At 62.1% G+C, this 15,427-nt stretch carries 18 protein-coding genes; 7 read left to right on the forward strand and 11 right to left on the reverse strand.

The window, feature by feature from the left end; all coding sequences use genetic code 11:
• Window positions 1-2 precede the first annotated feature (2 nt).
• The gene (locus AC2FMM_RS06960) at window positions 3-521 is read right to left on the reverse strand and encodes a DUF721 domain-containing protein (protein ID WP_496683957.1); all 519 of its coding nucleotides are present in this window, start codon (window positions 519-521) and stop codon (window positions 3-5) included.
• An 81-nt stretch (window positions 522-602) separates the two neighbouring features.
• Between AC2FMM_RS06960 and mutY the strand changes: the two genes are divergently transcribed.
• Together mutY and AC2FMM_RS06970 are read left to right on the forward strand one after the other, a co-directional pair.
• Window positions 603-1,694 (forward strand): A/G-specific adenine glycosylase, encoded by a 1,092-nt coding sequence (mutY, locus tag AC2FMM_RS06965; protein WP_496796161.1) that lies wholly within the window; start codon window positions 603-605, stop codon window positions 1,692-1,694.
• A gap of 24 nt (window positions 1,695-1,718) precedes the next feature.
• Complete coding sequence (locus AC2FMM_RS06970) at window positions 1,719-2,855, forward strand: alkane 1-monooxygenase (protein WP_496742434.1); 1,137 nt, start codon at window positions 1,719-1,721, stop codon at window positions 2,853-2,855.
• Here the strand turns inward: AC2FMM_RS06970 and AC2FMM_RS06975 are convergent.
• From AC2FMM_RS06975 to AC2FMM_RS06990, 4 genes are all read right to left on the reverse strand, one after another.
• Window positions 2,852-4,234: an adenylate/guanylate cyclase domain-containing protein gene (locus tag AC2FMM_RS06975; RefSeq protein WP_496796162.1), complete on the reverse strand. Its 1,383-nt coding sequence runs from the start codon at window positions 4,232-4,234 to the stop codon at window positions 2,852-2,854. The genes AC2FMM_RS06970 and AC2FMM_RS06975 overlap by 4 nt on opposite strands.
• A gap of 146 nt (window positions 4,235-4,380) precedes the next feature.
• On the reverse strand, window positions 4,381-5,484 hold the full coding sequence (locus AC2FMM_RS06980) for a site-specific DNA-methyltransferase (RefSeq protein WP_496796163.1): 1,104 nt from the start codon (window positions 5,482-5,484) through the stop codon (window positions 4,381-4,383).
• A 106-nt stretch (window positions 5,485-5,590) separates the two neighbouring features.
• On the reverse strand, window positions 5,591-6,208 hold the full coding sequence (gene rnhB / locus AC2FMM_RS06985; protein WP_496796164.1) for a ribonuclease HII: 618 nt from the start codon (window positions 6,206-6,208) through the stop codon (window positions 5,591-5,593).
• A 115-nt stretch (window positions 6,209-6,323) separates the two neighbouring features.
• The gene (locus AC2FMM_RS06990; protein WP_496710771.1) at window positions 6,324-6,800 is read right to left on the reverse strand and encodes a hypothetical protein; all 477 of its coding nucleotides are present in this window, start codon (window positions 6,798-6,800) and stop codon (window positions 6,324-6,326) included.
• A gap of 177 nt (window positions 6,801-6,977) precedes the next feature.
• Here AC2FMM_RS06990 and AC2FMM_RS06995 point away from each other — a divergent pair, with 177 nt between their 5' ends.
• The 3 genes from AC2FMM_RS06995 (at window position 6,978) to AC2FMM_RS07005 (ending at window position 9,606) form a co-directional block, all read left to right on the forward strand.
• A complete protein-coding gene (locus AC2FMM_RS06995) occupies window positions 6,978-7,265 on the forward strand; it encodes a hypothetical protein (RefSeq protein ID WP_496683969.1) in 288 nt (95 codons plus the stop codon).
• The gene (locus tag AC2FMM_RS07000) at window positions 7,237-7,938 is read left to right on the forward strand and encodes a winged helix-turn-helix domain-containing protein (protein WP_496683970.1); all 702 of its coding nucleotides are present in this window, start codon (window positions 7,237-7,239) and stop codon (window positions 7,936-7,938) included. Before AC2FMM_RS06995 ends, AC2FMM_RS07000 begins: the two co-directional genes overlap by 29 nt.
• Window positions 7,939-8,034: 96 nt before the next feature.
• Window positions 8,035-9,606 carry a DUF427 domain-containing protein gene (locus tag AC2FMM_RS07005; protein WP_496796165.1) on the forward strand — a complete coding sequence of 524 codons (1,572 nt, stop codon included), beginning with the start codon at window positions 8,035-8,037 and terminating at the stop codon, window positions 9,604-9,606.
• Window positions 9,607-9,694: 88 nt separating this feature from the next.
• Here the strand turns inward: AC2FMM_RS07005 and AC2FMM_RS07010 are convergent, their stop codons facing one another.
• The 6 genes from AC2FMM_RS07010 to AC2FMM_RS07035 form a co-directional block, all read right to left on the reverse strand.
• Window positions 9,695-10,492, reverse strand: a complete 798-nt coding sequence (locus AC2FMM_RS07010) for a DUF1217 domain-containing protein (RefSeq protein WP_496710774.1) — start codon at window positions 10,490-10,492, stop codon at window positions 9,695-9,697.
• Window positions 10,489-10,890 carry a flagellar biosynthesis repressor FlbT gene (gene flbT, locus AC2FMM_RS07015; protein ID WP_496680771.1) on the reverse strand — a complete coding sequence of 134 codons (402 nt, stop codon included), beginning with the start codon at window positions 10,888-10,890 and terminating at the stop codon, window positions 10,489-10,491. The genes AC2FMM_RS07010 and flbT overlap by 4 nt, the downstream gene beginning before the upstream one ends.
• Entirely contained in the window at window positions 10,890-11,264 is a 375-nt protein-coding gene (gene flaF / locus AC2FMM_RS07020) for a flagellar biosynthesis regulator FlaF (protein WP_496680768.1), read from the reverse strand. The genes flbT and flaF overlap by 1 nt, the downstream gene beginning before the upstream one ends.
• Window positions 11,265-11,344: 80 nt before the next feature.
• The gene (locus tag AC2FMM_RS07025; RefSeq protein ID WP_496680766.1) at window positions 11,345-12,592 is read right to left on the reverse strand and encodes a flagellin N-terminal helical domain-containing protein; all 1,248 of its coding nucleotides are present in this window, start codon (window positions 12,590-12,592) and stop codon (window positions 11,345-11,347) included.
• Between the two features lie 206 nt (window positions 12,593-12,798).
• Window positions 12,799-13,158 carry a flagellar biosynthesis protein FlgN gene (locus tag AC2FMM_RS07030; RefSeq protein WP_496688624.1) on the reverse strand — a complete coding sequence of 120 codons (360 nt, stop codon included), beginning with the start codon at window positions 13,156-13,158 and terminating at the stop codon, window positions 12,799-12,801.
• The gene (locus AC2FMM_RS07035; protein ID WP_496680761.1) at window positions 13,148-13,420 is read right to left on the reverse strand and encodes a rod-binding protein; all 273 of its coding nucleotides are present in this window, start codon (window positions 13,418-13,420) and stop codon (window positions 13,148-13,150) included. Before AC2FMM_RS07035 ends, AC2FMM_RS07030 begins: the two co-directional genes overlap by 11 nt.
• Window positions 13,421-13,635: 215 nt before the next feature.
• Here AC2FMM_RS07035 and AC2FMM_RS07040 point away from each other — a divergent pair, with 215 nt between their 5' ends.
• Both AC2FMM_RS07040 and AC2FMM_RS07045 read left to right on the forward strand, forming a co-directional pair.
• Window positions 13,636-14,754 (forward strand): flagellar hook-length control protein FliK, encoded by a 1,119-nt coding sequence (locus AC2FMM_RS07040; RefSeq protein WP_496796166.1) that lies wholly within the window; start codon window positions 13,636-13,638, stop codon window positions 14,752-14,754.
• Between the two features lie 3 nt (window positions 14,755-14,757).
• Window positions 14,758-15,423, forward strand: a complete 666-nt coding sequence (locus tag AC2FMM_RS07045) for a flagellar hook capping FlgD N-terminal domain-containing protein (protein WP_496796167.1) — start codon at window positions 14,758-14,760, stop codon at window positions 15,421-15,423.
• Window positions 15,424-15,427 lie beyond the last annotated feature (4 nt).

Genomic DNA, 15,427 nt, shown 5'->3' on the forward strand with positions numbered 1-15,427 from the left:
TCTCAGCCCTTTCTCAGCGATTTTTGTTTGGATAGAACGTTCCGGCCCAGTCGTTCAAGGGCAGCGCGCAAGTCTTGGTCGTGAACTTCGCGCGTGACTTTGTCTGCCTCGGCAACGACTTCCGGTGCGATGGTGGGTTTCGCCTGTTTCGGACGGTGTTCGAAACTGGCCTGCCCCTCGGCAAATCCTGTGGGAGCCGTCTGGGTGATGCGGATGCGACTGATGGCGTTGTAGCCATAGACGGCATTCACCTTGTCGCGCAGACGGTCCTTCTGCATCTCCAGCATCGGAGCCTGCGGTCCGGTAGTCAGCACGGTCAGCGTGGCGCCGAGCCCACCCTTGCCATAGCCCACCTTGACCGGCCGTGCGATGGCGGCGATGTCGGGGCCCACGATATCGGCCCAATGGGTCAACAGCCGCGACACGGCAAAGCCGCGGCTTTCACCGGCTTTCCGGATCCGATCGCTCAGCAAGGACGCGGTGCGTTTGAACCCGCGGGTGGTGGACCGTCTTGGTTGCATCTGGTTTCCAACTCCTGCGCCGCTATTGTAATGGGCGTGCATCCGGGCGCCAGCGAAACCCGACAGAGAAATGGATAAAACTTGCGTGACACCGCCACCTTCGACCTGAGCCGCAGCCTGCTTGCCTGGTACGACCGACATGCCCGCGACCTGCCGTGGCGGGTCAGCCCCGCCGACAGGGCCTCGGGCGTGCAGCCCGACCCCTATCGCGTGTGGCTGTCCGAGGTGATGTTGCAGCAGACCACCGTGGCCGCCGTGCGGGATTATTTCCTGCGCTTCACCTCGCGCTGGCCGGATGTCCGGGCGCTGGCCGCCGCACCCGACGACGAGGTGATGGCGGAATGGGCCGGGCTGGGCTATTACGCCCGCGCCCGCAACCTGCTGAAATGCGCCCGCACGGTGGTGGACCAGCATGACGGGCGCTTTCCCGACAGCCATGATGCGCTGCTGATGCTGCCTGGCATCGGCCCCTACACCGCCGCTGCCATCGCGGCCATCGCCTTTGACCGCCCCGAAACCGTGCTCGACGGAAATGTCGAGCGGGTCATGGCCCGGCTGCATGACATCCACGACCCGTTGCCGAAATCGAAGCCTCTGCTGAAGGCGAAGGCCGCCGAGCTGACCCCGGACGAACGCCCCGGCGACTATGCTCAGGCGGTGATGGATCTGGGTGCCACGATCTGTACGCCGAAGTCTCCGGCCTGTGGCATCTGCCCCCTGCGAAACCCGTGCCAGGCCCGCGCTGCCGGAACCCAGGCCGACCTGCCGCGCAAGGCGCCCAAGGCGCCGAAACCCACCCGGATCGGTCATGTCTACATCGCGCAGCGCGCCGATGGCGCAATCCTGCTGGAACGCCGCCCCGAGACCGGGCTTTTGGGCGGGATGCTGGGCTTTCCAGGCTCGGACTGGGCCGAGGACACAGCCGAGGCGCCGCCCTTTCCGGCCGATTGGACCCTGCTGCCCGCCGAGGTGCGCCATACCTTTACCCATTTCCACCTTATCCTGCGCGTCTGGACCGCCGCCGTGCCCGCGGAGGTGAACCCCGAGGGGTTGCTGGTGACGCCCAAACATTCCTTTCGCCCCAGCGACCTTCCGACCGTGATGCGCAAGGCGCATGATCTATGGCGCGGCAGTTCGACCTCTGGGAAAACGCAGCGGGCGGGATTACCCTGACGGCAGAGTTTCGGAGCCTGAACCATGATCCCGACTGACACCCTGTCGCGCTGGCAATCGGCCCTGCCCTTCTGGGTTTCCTTCCTTTTGATCCCGATTCTGTGGTTCACCGCTTTTGCCGGCGGCTGGTGGGTGCTGCTGGTGCCGCTGTCTACCTGGTGGCTGTTTGCGGCGCTGGACGGCCTGACCGGGCTGAACCTTGAAAACGCCGACCCCGAAACGCCCGAGGACGCGCTGCGCTGGTACGTCCTGCTGACCAAGGCCTGGGTGCCGGTCCAGTTTTTCACGCTCTATGGCCTGATCTGGTACGCCACCCGCGCCGAACACCTGTCATCGCTGGAAAAGATCGGACTTTTCTTCGGGATGGGCGTGATCTCGGGTACGATCGGCATCAACTACAGCCACGAGCTGATGCACCAGAAGGGCCGGCTGGAACGGTGGCTGGGCGACATCCTACTGGCGATGGTGCTGTATTCGCATTTTCGGTCCGAACACCTGCTGGTGCATCACCGCTATGTGGGCACGCCGCGCGACCCGGTGACCGCGCGCTACAACGAAGGGTTCCACCGCTTTTATCCGCGCGTCCTGCGCCAGTGCCTGGTGTCCGCGTTTCAGGCCGAGAAGGCCAAGCTGGCGCGCAAGGGTCTGAGCTGGACGAACCGGTCGAACCCGTTCTGGCGGTACTGGGGGCTGCAGGGGCTGATGCTGGCGCTGGCGCTGCTGCTCGGCGGATGGGCGGGGCTGGGGCTGTTCCTGGTTCAGGCGGGCACCGCGATCTGGCAGCTGGAGCTGGTCAACTATGTCGAGCATTATGGACTGACGCGCAAATACCTGGGCGACGGCAAATACGAACATGTCCGGCCGCGCCATTCGTGGAACGCCGCGCACAAGGCCTCGAACTGGCTGCTGATCAATCTGCAACGCCACTCGGACCATCATTACAAGCCCAACCGGCGGTTTCCGCTGCTGCAGAACCACCCAGCCGAGGCGGCCCCGCAACTGCCCTATGGCTATCCGGTGATGACGGTCGCGGCAATGATCCCGCCGCTGTGGCGGCGCATGATGAACCCGCGGGTGCGGGCCTGGCGGCAACAGTACTATCCCGAGATCACCAACTGGCGGCCCTACAACAGAGCAGAGCTGCCGATGCCGCGCGCCTAGAGCGTCCAGATGGTCATCGGCTGGTCGACCCCGCGGATCACCTGCCGGTCATGCCGCACGAACCCAGCTATCAGGTCGACGGCAGAATCCGCTTGCCGTAGCGCCTGTTCATGCAGCTCGTCCGAGACCACGACACGGGCCCCCATCTCGCGGGTCATCGCCTCAAGCTTGGCGGCCACGTTCACCGCGTCTCCAATCACCGCGAATTCCAGCCGATTGGCGCCTATATCGCCCAGAACCACCGGGCCGAAATGCACTCCGATGCCCACCTGGATCTCTTCTTCCCCGGCCCGGCGCCGTTCGAGGTTCCACCGGTCGATGATGTCCACCATCGACCGCGCGCAGGACAGGGCGTTGACCGCGTCCAACGGGGTCGGAACCGGAGTGCCGAACGTGGCCATCAGACCGTCGCCCAGATATTTGTCCAGCGTGCCGTGATGGTGAAACACCTCGGCCTCCATTCGCGCGTGAAAGCCCCGCAGCACCTCGATCACTTCATAGGGGTCACGCCCGGCCGAAAATTTGGTGAAGCCGATGATGTCGATGAACAGAACCGCGATGTTTTCCTTGCGCACCTGCTTGAGCGGCTCGTCGTTCTGGCTCAGTTGCTCAACCACGTTGGGCGAGAAGTATCGCGACAGGTTGGCGCGTTCTCGTTCCAGCCCGGCGTTTGAGATCAACAGACGATTGAGCCGCCGCATCGACACGCCCAGCGTGACCGCGACCATCATGAACACGATCACCTCTTGCACGCGCATCGGAACCATGAAGCTGTTTGGGTCCAACAATTCAGCCACGGCAGGATAGCCCTGCAACGCGGCGGCGACCGCCTCGCTGAGCCCGGGGATGGGCGTGGCCACCCACCAGGCGACGATCCAGCCCACCGTCCACATCAGGGCCGTCCAGCTGCCCATGGCGATCACCGTCCGCCAGGAATAGGCCAGCGTACCCGCGGCCAAGATGACGAAGAAATACTGAAAATTGTCGAACCGGTACTGCATCGCCAGTGGGCGCACATCGTCGCTGAACGGGTTGGGGACGATCATGCCCAGCGTCATGATCAGCAGATCGGCGAAAATCAACAACAGCTCGATCCGGGATTGGCCCACCCGGCCGGCGCGACGGATCAACCAGCCGTTGCCGCAGAGCAGCAGCAGGATGAAATGGTACCACATCACATCCCAGTTCGGGTTCAGAAACACCAGCAGGACACCGGTCAGCGCCATGGCGATCCAGCGGGCGCGGACGGCCAGTTCCAGCCCTTCGCGCTTGTGCCGTTCCAGCGCGGCCTCGGTGTATTTGTTGTCCAGATCGAACCTGTCCGGCGTGGTCACGAAAAACCGCCCGAACCGGGACGGGGTGGCGGCGGTGTCGGTCATTGGCTGATGCTCCCTCGCATTGTAGCGGGATATGAGGTCCGACCATCCAAACATCACCGGGCCAAAAACAAAAGACCCCGCCGGGTTCGGCGGGGCAAGGCGTGGTACCATGTGTCAGGCCACAGGCACCGGCGGTATGGGTGTGATCAGTTGTGCAGTTCGGCCCGGATCTGCTGGCGCAGCACGTCGATCGGAACCGTTTTTCCGTCGCGTTTGAAGCACCAGTACGTCCAACCATTGCAGGACGGCGCGTTTTCCAGATGCGCGCCCACCTGATGGATCGAACCCTTGATGTTGTCGCCCACCAGCGTGCCGTCGGCCCGCACCTTGGCCTTGTGACGCCGGTTCATCGAATACAGCTCCTCGCCCGGGCGCAGCATGCCGCGTTCGACCAACTGACCGAAGGGCACGCGCGGCTCGGCGCGCTTGCTGGCGCTGACCTCGAGCGCGTCACGGTCGAACTTTCGCACCTTGGCGATGCGCTTTTCGGCCACTTTGCGATAGCTTTCCTCGCGCTCGATCCCGATGAACTCGCGTCCCAGCATCTTGGCCACTGCGCCGGTGGTTCCGGTACCGAAGAACGGGTCAAGCACCACGTCGCCCGGGTTGGTCGAACCGATCAGAACCCGGTGCAGCAGCGACTCGGGCTTTTGCGTCGGGTGCGCCTTGTCGCCGTTGTCATCCTTCAGACGTTCGTGGCCCGTGCAGATCGGCAGCACCCAGTCGCTGCGCATCTGTACGCCTTCGTTCAACGCCTTCAGCGCCTCGTAGTTGAAGGTGTATTTGGCCCCTTCCCGCTTGCTGGCCCAGATCATCGTTTCATGCGCGTTGGTGAACCGCTTGCCGCGGAAATTCGGCATCGGGTTCGACTTGCGCCAGATCACGTCATTCAGGATCCAATAGCCCGCATCCTGCAGGGCCGAGCCCACACGGAAGATGTTATGATACGAGCCGATCACCCAGATCGCCCCGTTGGGCTTGAGCAGCCGATGCGCGGCCTTCAGCCAGGCCCGGGTGAACTTGTCATAGGCGGCAAAGCTGGAAAACTGGTCCCAGTGGTCATCCACCGCATCGACCTGGCTGTTGTCGGGGCGGTGTAACTGACCCTTCAGCTGCAGGTTATACGGCGGATCGGCAAAAATCAGATCCACCGACGCCTCGGGCAGACTGTTCATCACCTCGATGCAGTCGCCGGAAAGAATCGTGTTTAATGGGAGCGCGGCCGCGCCCTGTGTCTGGGTTTTCGTCATTTCTCTGCCTCAATATCCACGGCGCTTTTGCGCTCATTTGGTTGAGACAAGGATGAGTCAAACCGGATTCGCCGTCAATTTCTTTTTTGAATCATGGGGTTACGATTTACTCTTGATACAAGATATTGTGGACGGGCTTGAACGAACGTCTATGATGTGGGGTTACCCCAAGATTTTGCAGCGCCTCGCGGTGCTGTTTGGACGGATAGCCCGCATTGGTTTCCCAGCCATAGCCCGGGTGCTGTTGCGCCAAATCCACCATCACCTGATCGCGCCATTTCTTTGCAAGGATCGACGCCGCCGCAATCGAGACTGACTTCGCATCGCCTTTGACCACAGCCTGCGCCGGCACGGTCAGACCCTTGGGGATCAGATTGCCGTCGATCAACACATAGTCCGGCGCCGGCTTCAGCGCCGCCACGGCGCGCTCCATCGCCAGGTGCGAAGCATACAAGATGTTGAGGTCGTCAATCTCGGCCACGCTGGCCTCGGCAATGGCGTATTCGGACCGGGCGCGCAGATCCGCATCCAGCGCAAGCCGCCGGCGGGCGGTCAATTTCTTGGAATCGTTCAGACCCTCGGGGACGTCCTGCGGGTTCAGAATGACCGCCGCGGCCACAACAGGCCCGGCCAGCGGGCCGCGCCCCACCTCGTCCACGCCGGCGATCCTGGGGTAGCCTTGCGCGATCAGCGCCTGTTCCAGTTCGAAATTCGGAGTCGTCATGCCATTGGCAAACCGTGTTTCGCCCCGGTCTGCAAGACAAAAGAAGGGGGCGATCGGCGCCGCCCCCTTCCCGCACGGCGCGTCTGACGGCGCCGCTCCTGCTCGAAACGTATTACTAGTAAACCACGCGGTATCCCTTCTGGCGCAGACAGGCCGGCTCGTACGCACGCTCGACCTTCTTGCCGTTCCAGAATCCGACCTTGCACTGTTGCGGCAGGCTGGCCGAATAGTCGTAGTGCTTATCCAGGCATTTCGTCGCCAAGAGCGGACGCTCTGTGGAATAGTGCTTGAAGACCCGCAGGCACTGCTGCGGCAAGTCATAGCGCGCAACCCGGGGCGGCAGAGGGCGCACATGGTGTGGACGCCGGACAGGTGGTTGCACTTTTGGCGGGGTGTAGATGTGATTGTAGGTACGGGTGACCGTCTTGGGCCGTGTCTGTTTGTCGAAATGATTGATGGCCGCGCCAAGCAGGGCAATGGCGGCAAGACCGCCCAGGATGTCATGGGCATCGGCAGCCCGCGCCTTCGAGGCCGAAATCCCGGTGATGGCAATGGCGGTCGACACGACCAGGGCGATGAATTTCTTGTGCATCGGACACGTCCTTTCGGATGAACTGCGTGGCCGCGTCTGCGACCGTCAGAAGTGATGCACCATCCTTGCTGCCGGCCCTGCAAGACAGGCAATATCGGCCCAGTGATATCCGATATCATTGGTGTAACCCCCCTGAGATATTGAATATCGCGCCAAGCCATGCGCAGGATACGGCCCATGAGACAGATCCTCTCTTTCCTGGCGGTTTCCACGCTGCTATCGCTTCTCGCCACCACTGCGGCGGCAGAGTGCTATGCCGACTACAAGGCCAAACAGGACAACCCGCTGCGCCTGCACTATGGCGTGATGGAGGTCCCGGTCTGCCAGCCGGGGCCAGCCAGGCAAGAGATTGCAAAGCGGCTGAAAAAGTCGGGCTGGACGCTGCTGAACGTCATCTCGGTCTTTGGCCCCGAGGGTCTGGATCAAAGGAAGGAAAATGCCGGAAAATTCTTTCTCCGTTTCTGAGGCGCGGCGTTCTGGGGCCCGGCTCGTCGGCTTCGGCATCGCGGCGATCGTCCTCATCCTGATCACGGCGGCAGCCTTCCTGTTCTGGACGCTTCCGGACGCCAACGCCTTCAACGCGCGGGTCGAGCGGCTGTTCGTCGAAAGCGATCTGACCACCCAAGCCGAGATCCGCCTGCTGGAAATCCTCGCCCAATCGGGGACCGCCTTTGCCGACACGCTGGCCAGCTACCGGATGGTGATCTTCGTGCTGCTGGTATTCGCAACCGCCATGCTTGTGGCCGCGCTGGTCTTTCTTGTGATGCTGACCGCACTGAACCGCCGCATGGCCCAGATCGAGCGCACCGGCATCCAGGTGACCTCGCTGCTCATCAGCCGCGAGGAAAACACGGTGTACCTGAACAACATGGATTTCAAACTCACGCCCGCCGCCATGGAGACCCTGTCGGTGCTGGCCGAATCGCGGCTGGACGACGAAGTTCTGTCAGGTGCCCAGATCGAAGCGATGATCTCGGGCCGAGACGCCAGCGATTGTGACGAAGCCGCTGGTGCGACCCGCATCAAGCGGCTGCGCGACGCGCTGGGCAACCAGATGGTCAGCGAGTTGCTGGTGAAGAACATCGCCAAAAAAGGCTATATGCTGTCGATCGACAAGGACGTCATCAAGATGGTCTGACGGGCTCGGGTCCCGACCGGTAAAATCTGCGTTGCCCCCCTTGGAAAACCGCCTTGCAAGGCCCATCCTTTAGACACCCGGCACGGGAGGTTGCTGATGAACGTCCACGCCCCGCCCGAAACCAAAGGCTATGAAATCGCGATCGAGCGGCTGACAGGCCGCGTCGCGATCTACCGCGACGATCTTGTTCTGGCCGAAAGCACCAATGCAAAGATCATGTATGAAACGCGGCTGGCACCGGTCATCTATGTGCCGCGCGAAGACGTTTGCGTCGACCTCGGCCCCGAGACCGATCTGCAGACCTTCTGCCCGTTCAAAGGCACCGCCACCTATCATGACGTGATCCTGGGCGACGAACGGCTGTCCAATTCGGTCTGGGCCTACGAGGATTCGCTGCCCGAAAGCGAGGCCATCCAAGGCCATATCGGTTTCATGCCCGAGACCTATACCCACATCGACCTTGGCGAAAACCAGCTGCGCAGCGTACAGGACGGCAACATCAGCGGCCCCCTGATCGATTGGCTGATGCGGGGCGCCGGCACGATTCGAACACCCGAAGCCTTCACCAAGGCGCTGGCCGAGAACATGCAGCAGCATGGAATCGCAATCCAAAGGCTCAGCGTCCTGGTCTGGTCGCTGCACCCGCTGATCGCCGGCAAACACTATATCTGGGAGAAGGGCGCCGAAGAGATTTCGACCAATGTTCCCACCTATGAAATCCATGACCACCCGGCCTTCATCAACAGCCCGCTGCGGCATGTGTCAAACGGCCTGGGTGGCGTCCGGCAGCGGTTGACCGATGCCAACCCGCGCCACAGCTTCCCGATCATGGAAGACCTGCGCGCCAAGGGCGGCACGGATTATGTCGCCATGCCCCTGCCGTTCTCGGATGGTCGCATAAATGTCCTGACCCTGACCTGCGACCACCCGGATGGGTTCACGACCGAGAACCTCGGACTGGTCTTTGAATGCGCCTCCGTCATCGCCCGTTTCTACGAGGTCTTCACCCAGCGCGAAAACGCGCAGGCCCTGCTCGAGACCTATGTGGGCAAGCGCACGGGCGCCCGTGTTCTGGGCGGCGACATCCGGCGCGGTGACGGCGATGACATCGATGCCGCGATCATGTTCTGCGACCTGCGCAATTCAACCAGTCTCGAGGAAAAACTGGGACGGTCGGCCTACATCACCTTGCTTAACGCGTTCTTCGAAACCGTCTCGGGGATCGTGCATACAAATGGCGGCGAGGTTCTGAAATTCATCGGCGACGCCGTGCTTGCGGTCTTTCCCGCCGGAGACGAACCCGCACGGGCGCGGTCAAACGCACAACGCAGCGCCATCAAGATCGTCGAGCAATTGGCCGAACTGAAGGCATCCGATGCTGACCATCATTGCGACTGCTCGATTGGCATCGCCTATGGTCGGGTCACCTACGGCAATGTCGGCTCGCGCGAGCGGCTGGATTTCACCGTGATCGGCCGGGCCGCGAACATCGCCGCTCGGCTGGGAGAATTGGGCAAAACCAATGGCCACCGCATCCTCGTGTCAGAGGACATCGCACCCGAATGCGCCGACGTCGTGCCGCTGGGGCCGCTCAAGCTCCACAATGTCTCGCGCCCCGTCACCTGCTTTGCCCTGCATACTCCGGCCGAAGGTCTCCTTGGCGGTTGAGCCGGCTTGTACAGCGCGGCGTCAGAAGCATCCGCAAGGGACGCAACTGACCCGCCTCCGGCTGGCCAACAGCGACCCCGAAACCGGGTCACGCCGATCCGCCCAGCAAGATCAAAGCCGTTTGCGCCGGCGAAATCGTGCTTTGCAGATCGGCGATCTGACGGCGCGCCAGATAGGTGTCGGTCAGGGTTTCCACCGCCGCGTCCGAGGAGAACTGCGACAGGTCACCGGACCCGGTCAAACCCGACAGTTTGTCCCGGAAAATCTCCATTTGCTTGTCGATATCCAGCTGCCCGAAACTTGATGGCAACCCCAGCGCGGTTTCCATCATGCTGCGCAACGGCGGCAAACTCATCAAGTCGTACCATTTCTTTGTTTCGCTCCCCGACTGCGACGCGAGGTCCTGCAAGGCATGCTGTGCGAAAAGCGCGATCCGCATGGAATCGTCCGTTTCACCCACCGAGGTTTCGAACCGGGACACGATGCTTCTCTGGGCGATCTGCTCCATATCCGTGATCAGGACCGTTTTTTTCACCTCACCTGGCCCCAGTCCGAACGCCTCTGAAAACTCGCGGTACCGGCTGTCGGCAAGGCGGTTGGCAAGAGCGTCATCGGCGCTGGTTCCGTCGGACAGAACCTTCTGGATGAAATACCGGTTGTCCAGGTCGTCCTCCAACCCGAAGGCACCCAGAGCAACGCTCAAAAGCCGACGATCCGAAACCAGGTCTTCGGCGGACTGCACGTTGCGGATATTCTCTAAAAAATACTGCGTGTCCCGCTCGTTCACGGCCGAAGACGAAAATGCCTGCAACTGGGCATCATAGGTGCGTTGCAAAAAGCGCCAGCCGACCAGCCCGCCAGTTGGTATGACCGGCTGAAAGGTCATTGGCGGTAGGCCAACAAGCGTTCTTCACGCGGCAAAAGCGACCGCAACGCCTTCAGGCACTTGTAATATTGCTCGGCCACCAGGGCTTCGGTTGCCTGCCCCAGTACGCGGCGGCTGTCAGGGTCGGTGAAGACCTGGCTCAGTTCCTCGATGCGTCGCAGGAGCTGTTGGCGTGCCTGAGCGGCATCCAGATCTCCCGATAGGACCAGTTGCGCCGCATAGCACACCCGGCGGACGGGCGTCGTGGCCTCATTGGGATGGATGGCGTCCCTCAGTCGCAGAACGTTTGCATCCGGCGTCAGGATGGAAAACCGACTGCGCCGGTCTCCGTTTTCGATCACCACGCCGTTCACCAGAACGCGCTCTTTTGGCGCCAGCTTCAGAACAAGGCCCGCCATTACGAAGCACCCATCTGACGCAGGCCGCGCAGCACCGCAAGATTGATCTCCAGCAGCGGCTCAATCCCGGCCTTCCTCGCAAGAACCTGACCGGTGTGCTGTTCGGTGAATTCGGCCAGATAGAATATACGCGCCCGCAGGTCATTCGGCAGGGCATTGTCTGAGTCCGCGACACCGTTTGCCAGAACCGACCAAAGCCTGCGATTGTCGTGCAGGGCCTGAACAAAACCCGAAAAATCCGATGCCTTTCGCGCCGCGGCCGCTTTCAGACGATGGGTGATTTTCGAAATTGCCTCGTACTCGGTATCACGCGGGGTGCGGGTCGGAGCGGCAGACTGCGCGTAGGCGCGTTGAGCAAGCGTTTGCAGTGTCACTTGAAATCCTTCCAATTGGCCGACTGGGTCTGGCGGTCAGAACCGGGGCGCGTGGATCGCGCCCCGGGATTGCTTTGGGATCAGCGGAACAATGACAGGATCGACTGCGGCGCCTGGTTCGCAATCGACAGCGACTGCGTCGCCAGCTGCTGCTGCACCTGCAGGGCCTGCAGACGGGCCGAAGTTTCTTCCATGTCGGCGTCCACCAGCGAGCCGATGCCCGATTTGAACGAGTCCGTCAGGTTCGAGATGAACTCCTTCTGGGTTTCGATCCGACCCTGCGCCGAGCCGAATGCCGCCGACGCGTCGATCGCGGTGTCGATCAGGGTCTCGATGGTGCCCAGGGCCGCAGCGGCGCCCGCGCTCGTCGAGACATCGATCGAGGACAGCGCGCCAAGCCCGCCGGACCCGGCATTGGTGAACTGGGCCGAAACGGTGACGTCGCGATCTGCGTCAGCCCCTGCCGCGGCGGTGCCGGTCACGAAGGTCAGGGTGCCGGGCGCGCTGGAGTCATAGTCGATGGCCACGCCGGTGATGCCCAGCGCGTCAATCTGGTTCTTCAAGCCGACTGCGACAATCGCGTCAGTATAGGCCGAGTCGTAAGTACCCGACGGATCGAGATCGCCGGCCTGGACGGTGTAGGACGCGACCTTGTCACCGATGGTGATCGTCACCTTGTCGCCGGCGGCGAAGTTGTCGGTCGAACTGTCGATCACGATATCACCGGTGCCGCCAGCCTTGTCCATGGTAAAGCCCGCAGCATCGTTGTCGGTCGTGGCGTTGTCCGACCCGGCCAGAACGCCTTTGCTCGAATAGCCTCCGGTCGACAGGTTCTGACCGTTCACGGTAATCGACGACGCAGTCACCGCCCCGGTGCTGTCGCGGTCCAGCGACGCTAGAATCGATGCCGTGCCGGCCGATCCATCCACCAGGTTCAGCCCGTTGAACTGGGCCGCGCCGACAACCGATGCGATCTGATCGCGCAGGGCGCTTACGTCATCGTTGATCTTGCTGCGATCGACGTTGTCCTCCTGAGCCGCCACGATCTTGTTTTTCATCTGGGTCAGCAGATCGGTTACGGTTTCCGACGCGTTCCGGGCCACGGCCACGGTCGATTCGCCCAGCGCCAGACTGTCCTTGATGGCATTGAAACCGTTGACGTCGGACTCCATCACCTTGGAGATTGCCCAAACCGCCGAATTGTCCTTGGCCGTTGCCACGTCCTTGCCGGTCGAGATCGCGTTCTGGGTAGCGGCCAGGTTCTTGTTGACCGATTTCAGGGTTTGCAGCGCAACCATTGCGCCGTTGTTTGTCAGAATGCTGGACATGCTTTTCATCCTTTGTTCGTTCGGGCCTTCTTCGCCCATTGACACCCCGCCGGGATCGGCGGGCCAAATGTCGTTCTGACCTGTGCGAGGAACCTTGCGGCCTTCGCGCCACCCGTCTTGCAGGTGCCGGACCACTATCGGGTTTGATCTCCTAACGGAGTGCTAAGGCGCGCCCGTGGAAAAAAACGCATTTGAATCAAATGTCATCACGCCCGTTTTTCAAGCTTGGCCGCATGCCGCACCGCGTGACCGGTCCGCTGACCGTTGGCGTCATATGTGGTGAACTCCTGACGCACCTTCCGCAGTTCCGCCATGCGGTCGGCTACGGTCCGGATCCCTTCGGCCGCGCTGCTCAACAGGCTCTGGTTTCTATTGACCTTCGCCTGAAGCCTGATCAGATCGTCACTGTCCGACACCTCCAGCGCGTTCAGGTCCTCGATCAACTGCTCCTTTCGCGGCAGCATCTGGCTCAGCCGCTCCAGGTCACCCTCGAGCAAGGCCGACCGTTCCTGATCCAGAATCTCCTCAAGCGCCTGGGCTTGAACGCGCCGGTTATCACTTTGCATCGGTTTTCTCCATCATTGCAGTGCACAGGATTTCCGAAAGCCCGATCCCGCCGGCCCGGGCCATCTGCAGTGCTTGCTGCTGAACCAGAAAGGACGAGAACTGGTCTTCGCCCGCGCCGCCACCAAAGGATTGTCGCGCCTGCCCCATGCCGGCGGCCTTCAACATCTCTGCAAGAAATGTCGCCTCCAGCTCGACCGCGGCGGCCTTGAGCTTGGTCCCCACGTCCGGGCGGGCTGTTTGGGTGAGTGCTGAAATCATCATGAGCAACTCCGAAAATTGTCAGAAACTTTCCCGATGAAAGCGAAGAGCGGTTAAAATAAACGTAACTTCCTGCGGGCAGGTTCGGATCATGCAGACGGAGCCGGAGCAAAATGCCCAACCCACTGACAGTGAGTCCCGACCAAACGGCGAAAAGCGCTGCTTTGTCGGCGTGCAACACAAGAAAGGCCGAGCCTGAGAAGGCTTTTGCGGACTTCGTGGCCGAATTGCAGCCATCAGACCGGAAAAAACCGGAGGCGGACCCGATCGTCGTCCCTGACGATTTGGCGGCGCAGGACGGGGATCTGGAAATCGCCCAGGGCGAGTCGGTCAATTCGGAAGTTCTTCCGGCGATTCCGGACGACGCGGCGGCGATGCCGCCGCCCTTACCTCGGGGCCAACAGGGGTCGAAGCCGGTTCCGCACGATACGGCCACCGCACCGGGCGCTCCGGCCATCGGCGCGGCGTCCAAGACTATCAAGTCCACCATGACAGACGGCCAAGGGGTGTCGGCGGTGGCGCCTCGGACGGGGTCTCTGCAAGAAGACTCGTCCGCCACAACTGCCGAGCGGTCATCACAATCCGCCGGTTCGCTTTCCTCGACCACGCGGGGCGAGACGGCCGTCCAAGCCTTGCTGCTTCGCCCCGAATCGCTTGATCGGCAACACGACATGCGCGCCGCTTCGGAAACGCCTTGGACCGATTCGACCCAACCCAAGCCGGTTTCCGATCAGCGCCCCATCGTAGCGCCCACCAAAATGGTGGCGGCAGCCGCGTCTCTGTCGCCCAATCAATCCCATCAGCCGCTCCCGCCGGTTCAGCCTGACACGCAGGAGCCGCCTGAGGATCTGGGTGAGACGCCTCAGCTGGTGCAGCCGTCTGCCGCCCGCACCGCACATGAAAGCATGCCGCCGCCGGCCGTGCCGCATCGCGCCTCGGGCGCCGAATTGGCCAGGTCGATCGCCAGCCAGATTTCGGCGTCGGTTTCCGCGAGAGCAGGAGGCTGCATCGAGCTGCAGCTCAACCCCGAAGAGCTGGGACGAATCTCGATCAGAATGATGGGTCGGGAAGACGGTATCCACCTGGTGATTGCCGCCGAACGGCCGGAAACCCTGGATCTGATGCGCCGCCACATCTCGCTGCTGTCGACCGAGTTCCAGCAACTGGGCTATGGGGGCCTTGAATTCGATTCGAATGGTGCCGCCGGCTCCGAAACGCAGGGGGAAGCGAAGCATCAAGGCGCGATTCAAACCGAGGCGGATCCCGTTTCGCCCGACCCCGATTCTCCGGTTCCACGCCGGCCCGACCCTTCGCGCCCACTCGACTTGAGGTTATGACCCATGATCAACGCCACCAACCCTGCGACACAGACCACAGCTCAGGGACAAGCCACAACCCAATCGCAGAGTTCGGGTTTGGCATCCGATTTCGAAACCTTCTTGCTGATGCTGACCACACAGGCGCGGAATCAGGATCCGCTCGAGCCGCTGGATTCCTCCGAATATGCCGCCCAGCTGGCACAGTTTTCGATGGTCGAACAGCAGGTCCAGACCAACAAGTTGCTGACCGGGCTGGCCGCGGCACTGAACGGCGCGAATCTCGATGAACTGTCTGGATGGGTCGGGGTTGAGGTGCGGGCGCCCGCCGCATTTCAATTTGACGGACAACCGCGAACGGTCTTTGCTGACCCCGACCCCAACGCCGACAAGGCCGTGCTTGTCATACGCGACATCAATGGTGACGTGGTCACCCGGCTGGACGTTCCCGCAACAGACCGGCAATTCGTCTGGCCCGGTCTGGACATCACGGGCGCGCCGGTTGCCGAAGGGGCGTATACCGCCAGTCTGGAAAGCTACAAGGGGGACAATCTGCTGTCCCAGAAGCCGGCTGCGGCCTTCAGCCGCGTCGTTGAGGCGCAGTTGGATAAAGGGGGAATCGTGCTGATGCTGGACAGCGGCGCGTCACTTTCGGCGACCGAGGTCGCGGCGGTGCGCGCGAGCGCTTGAACTT

The organism is Ruegeria sp. BHSC043, from assembly GCF_059612985.1.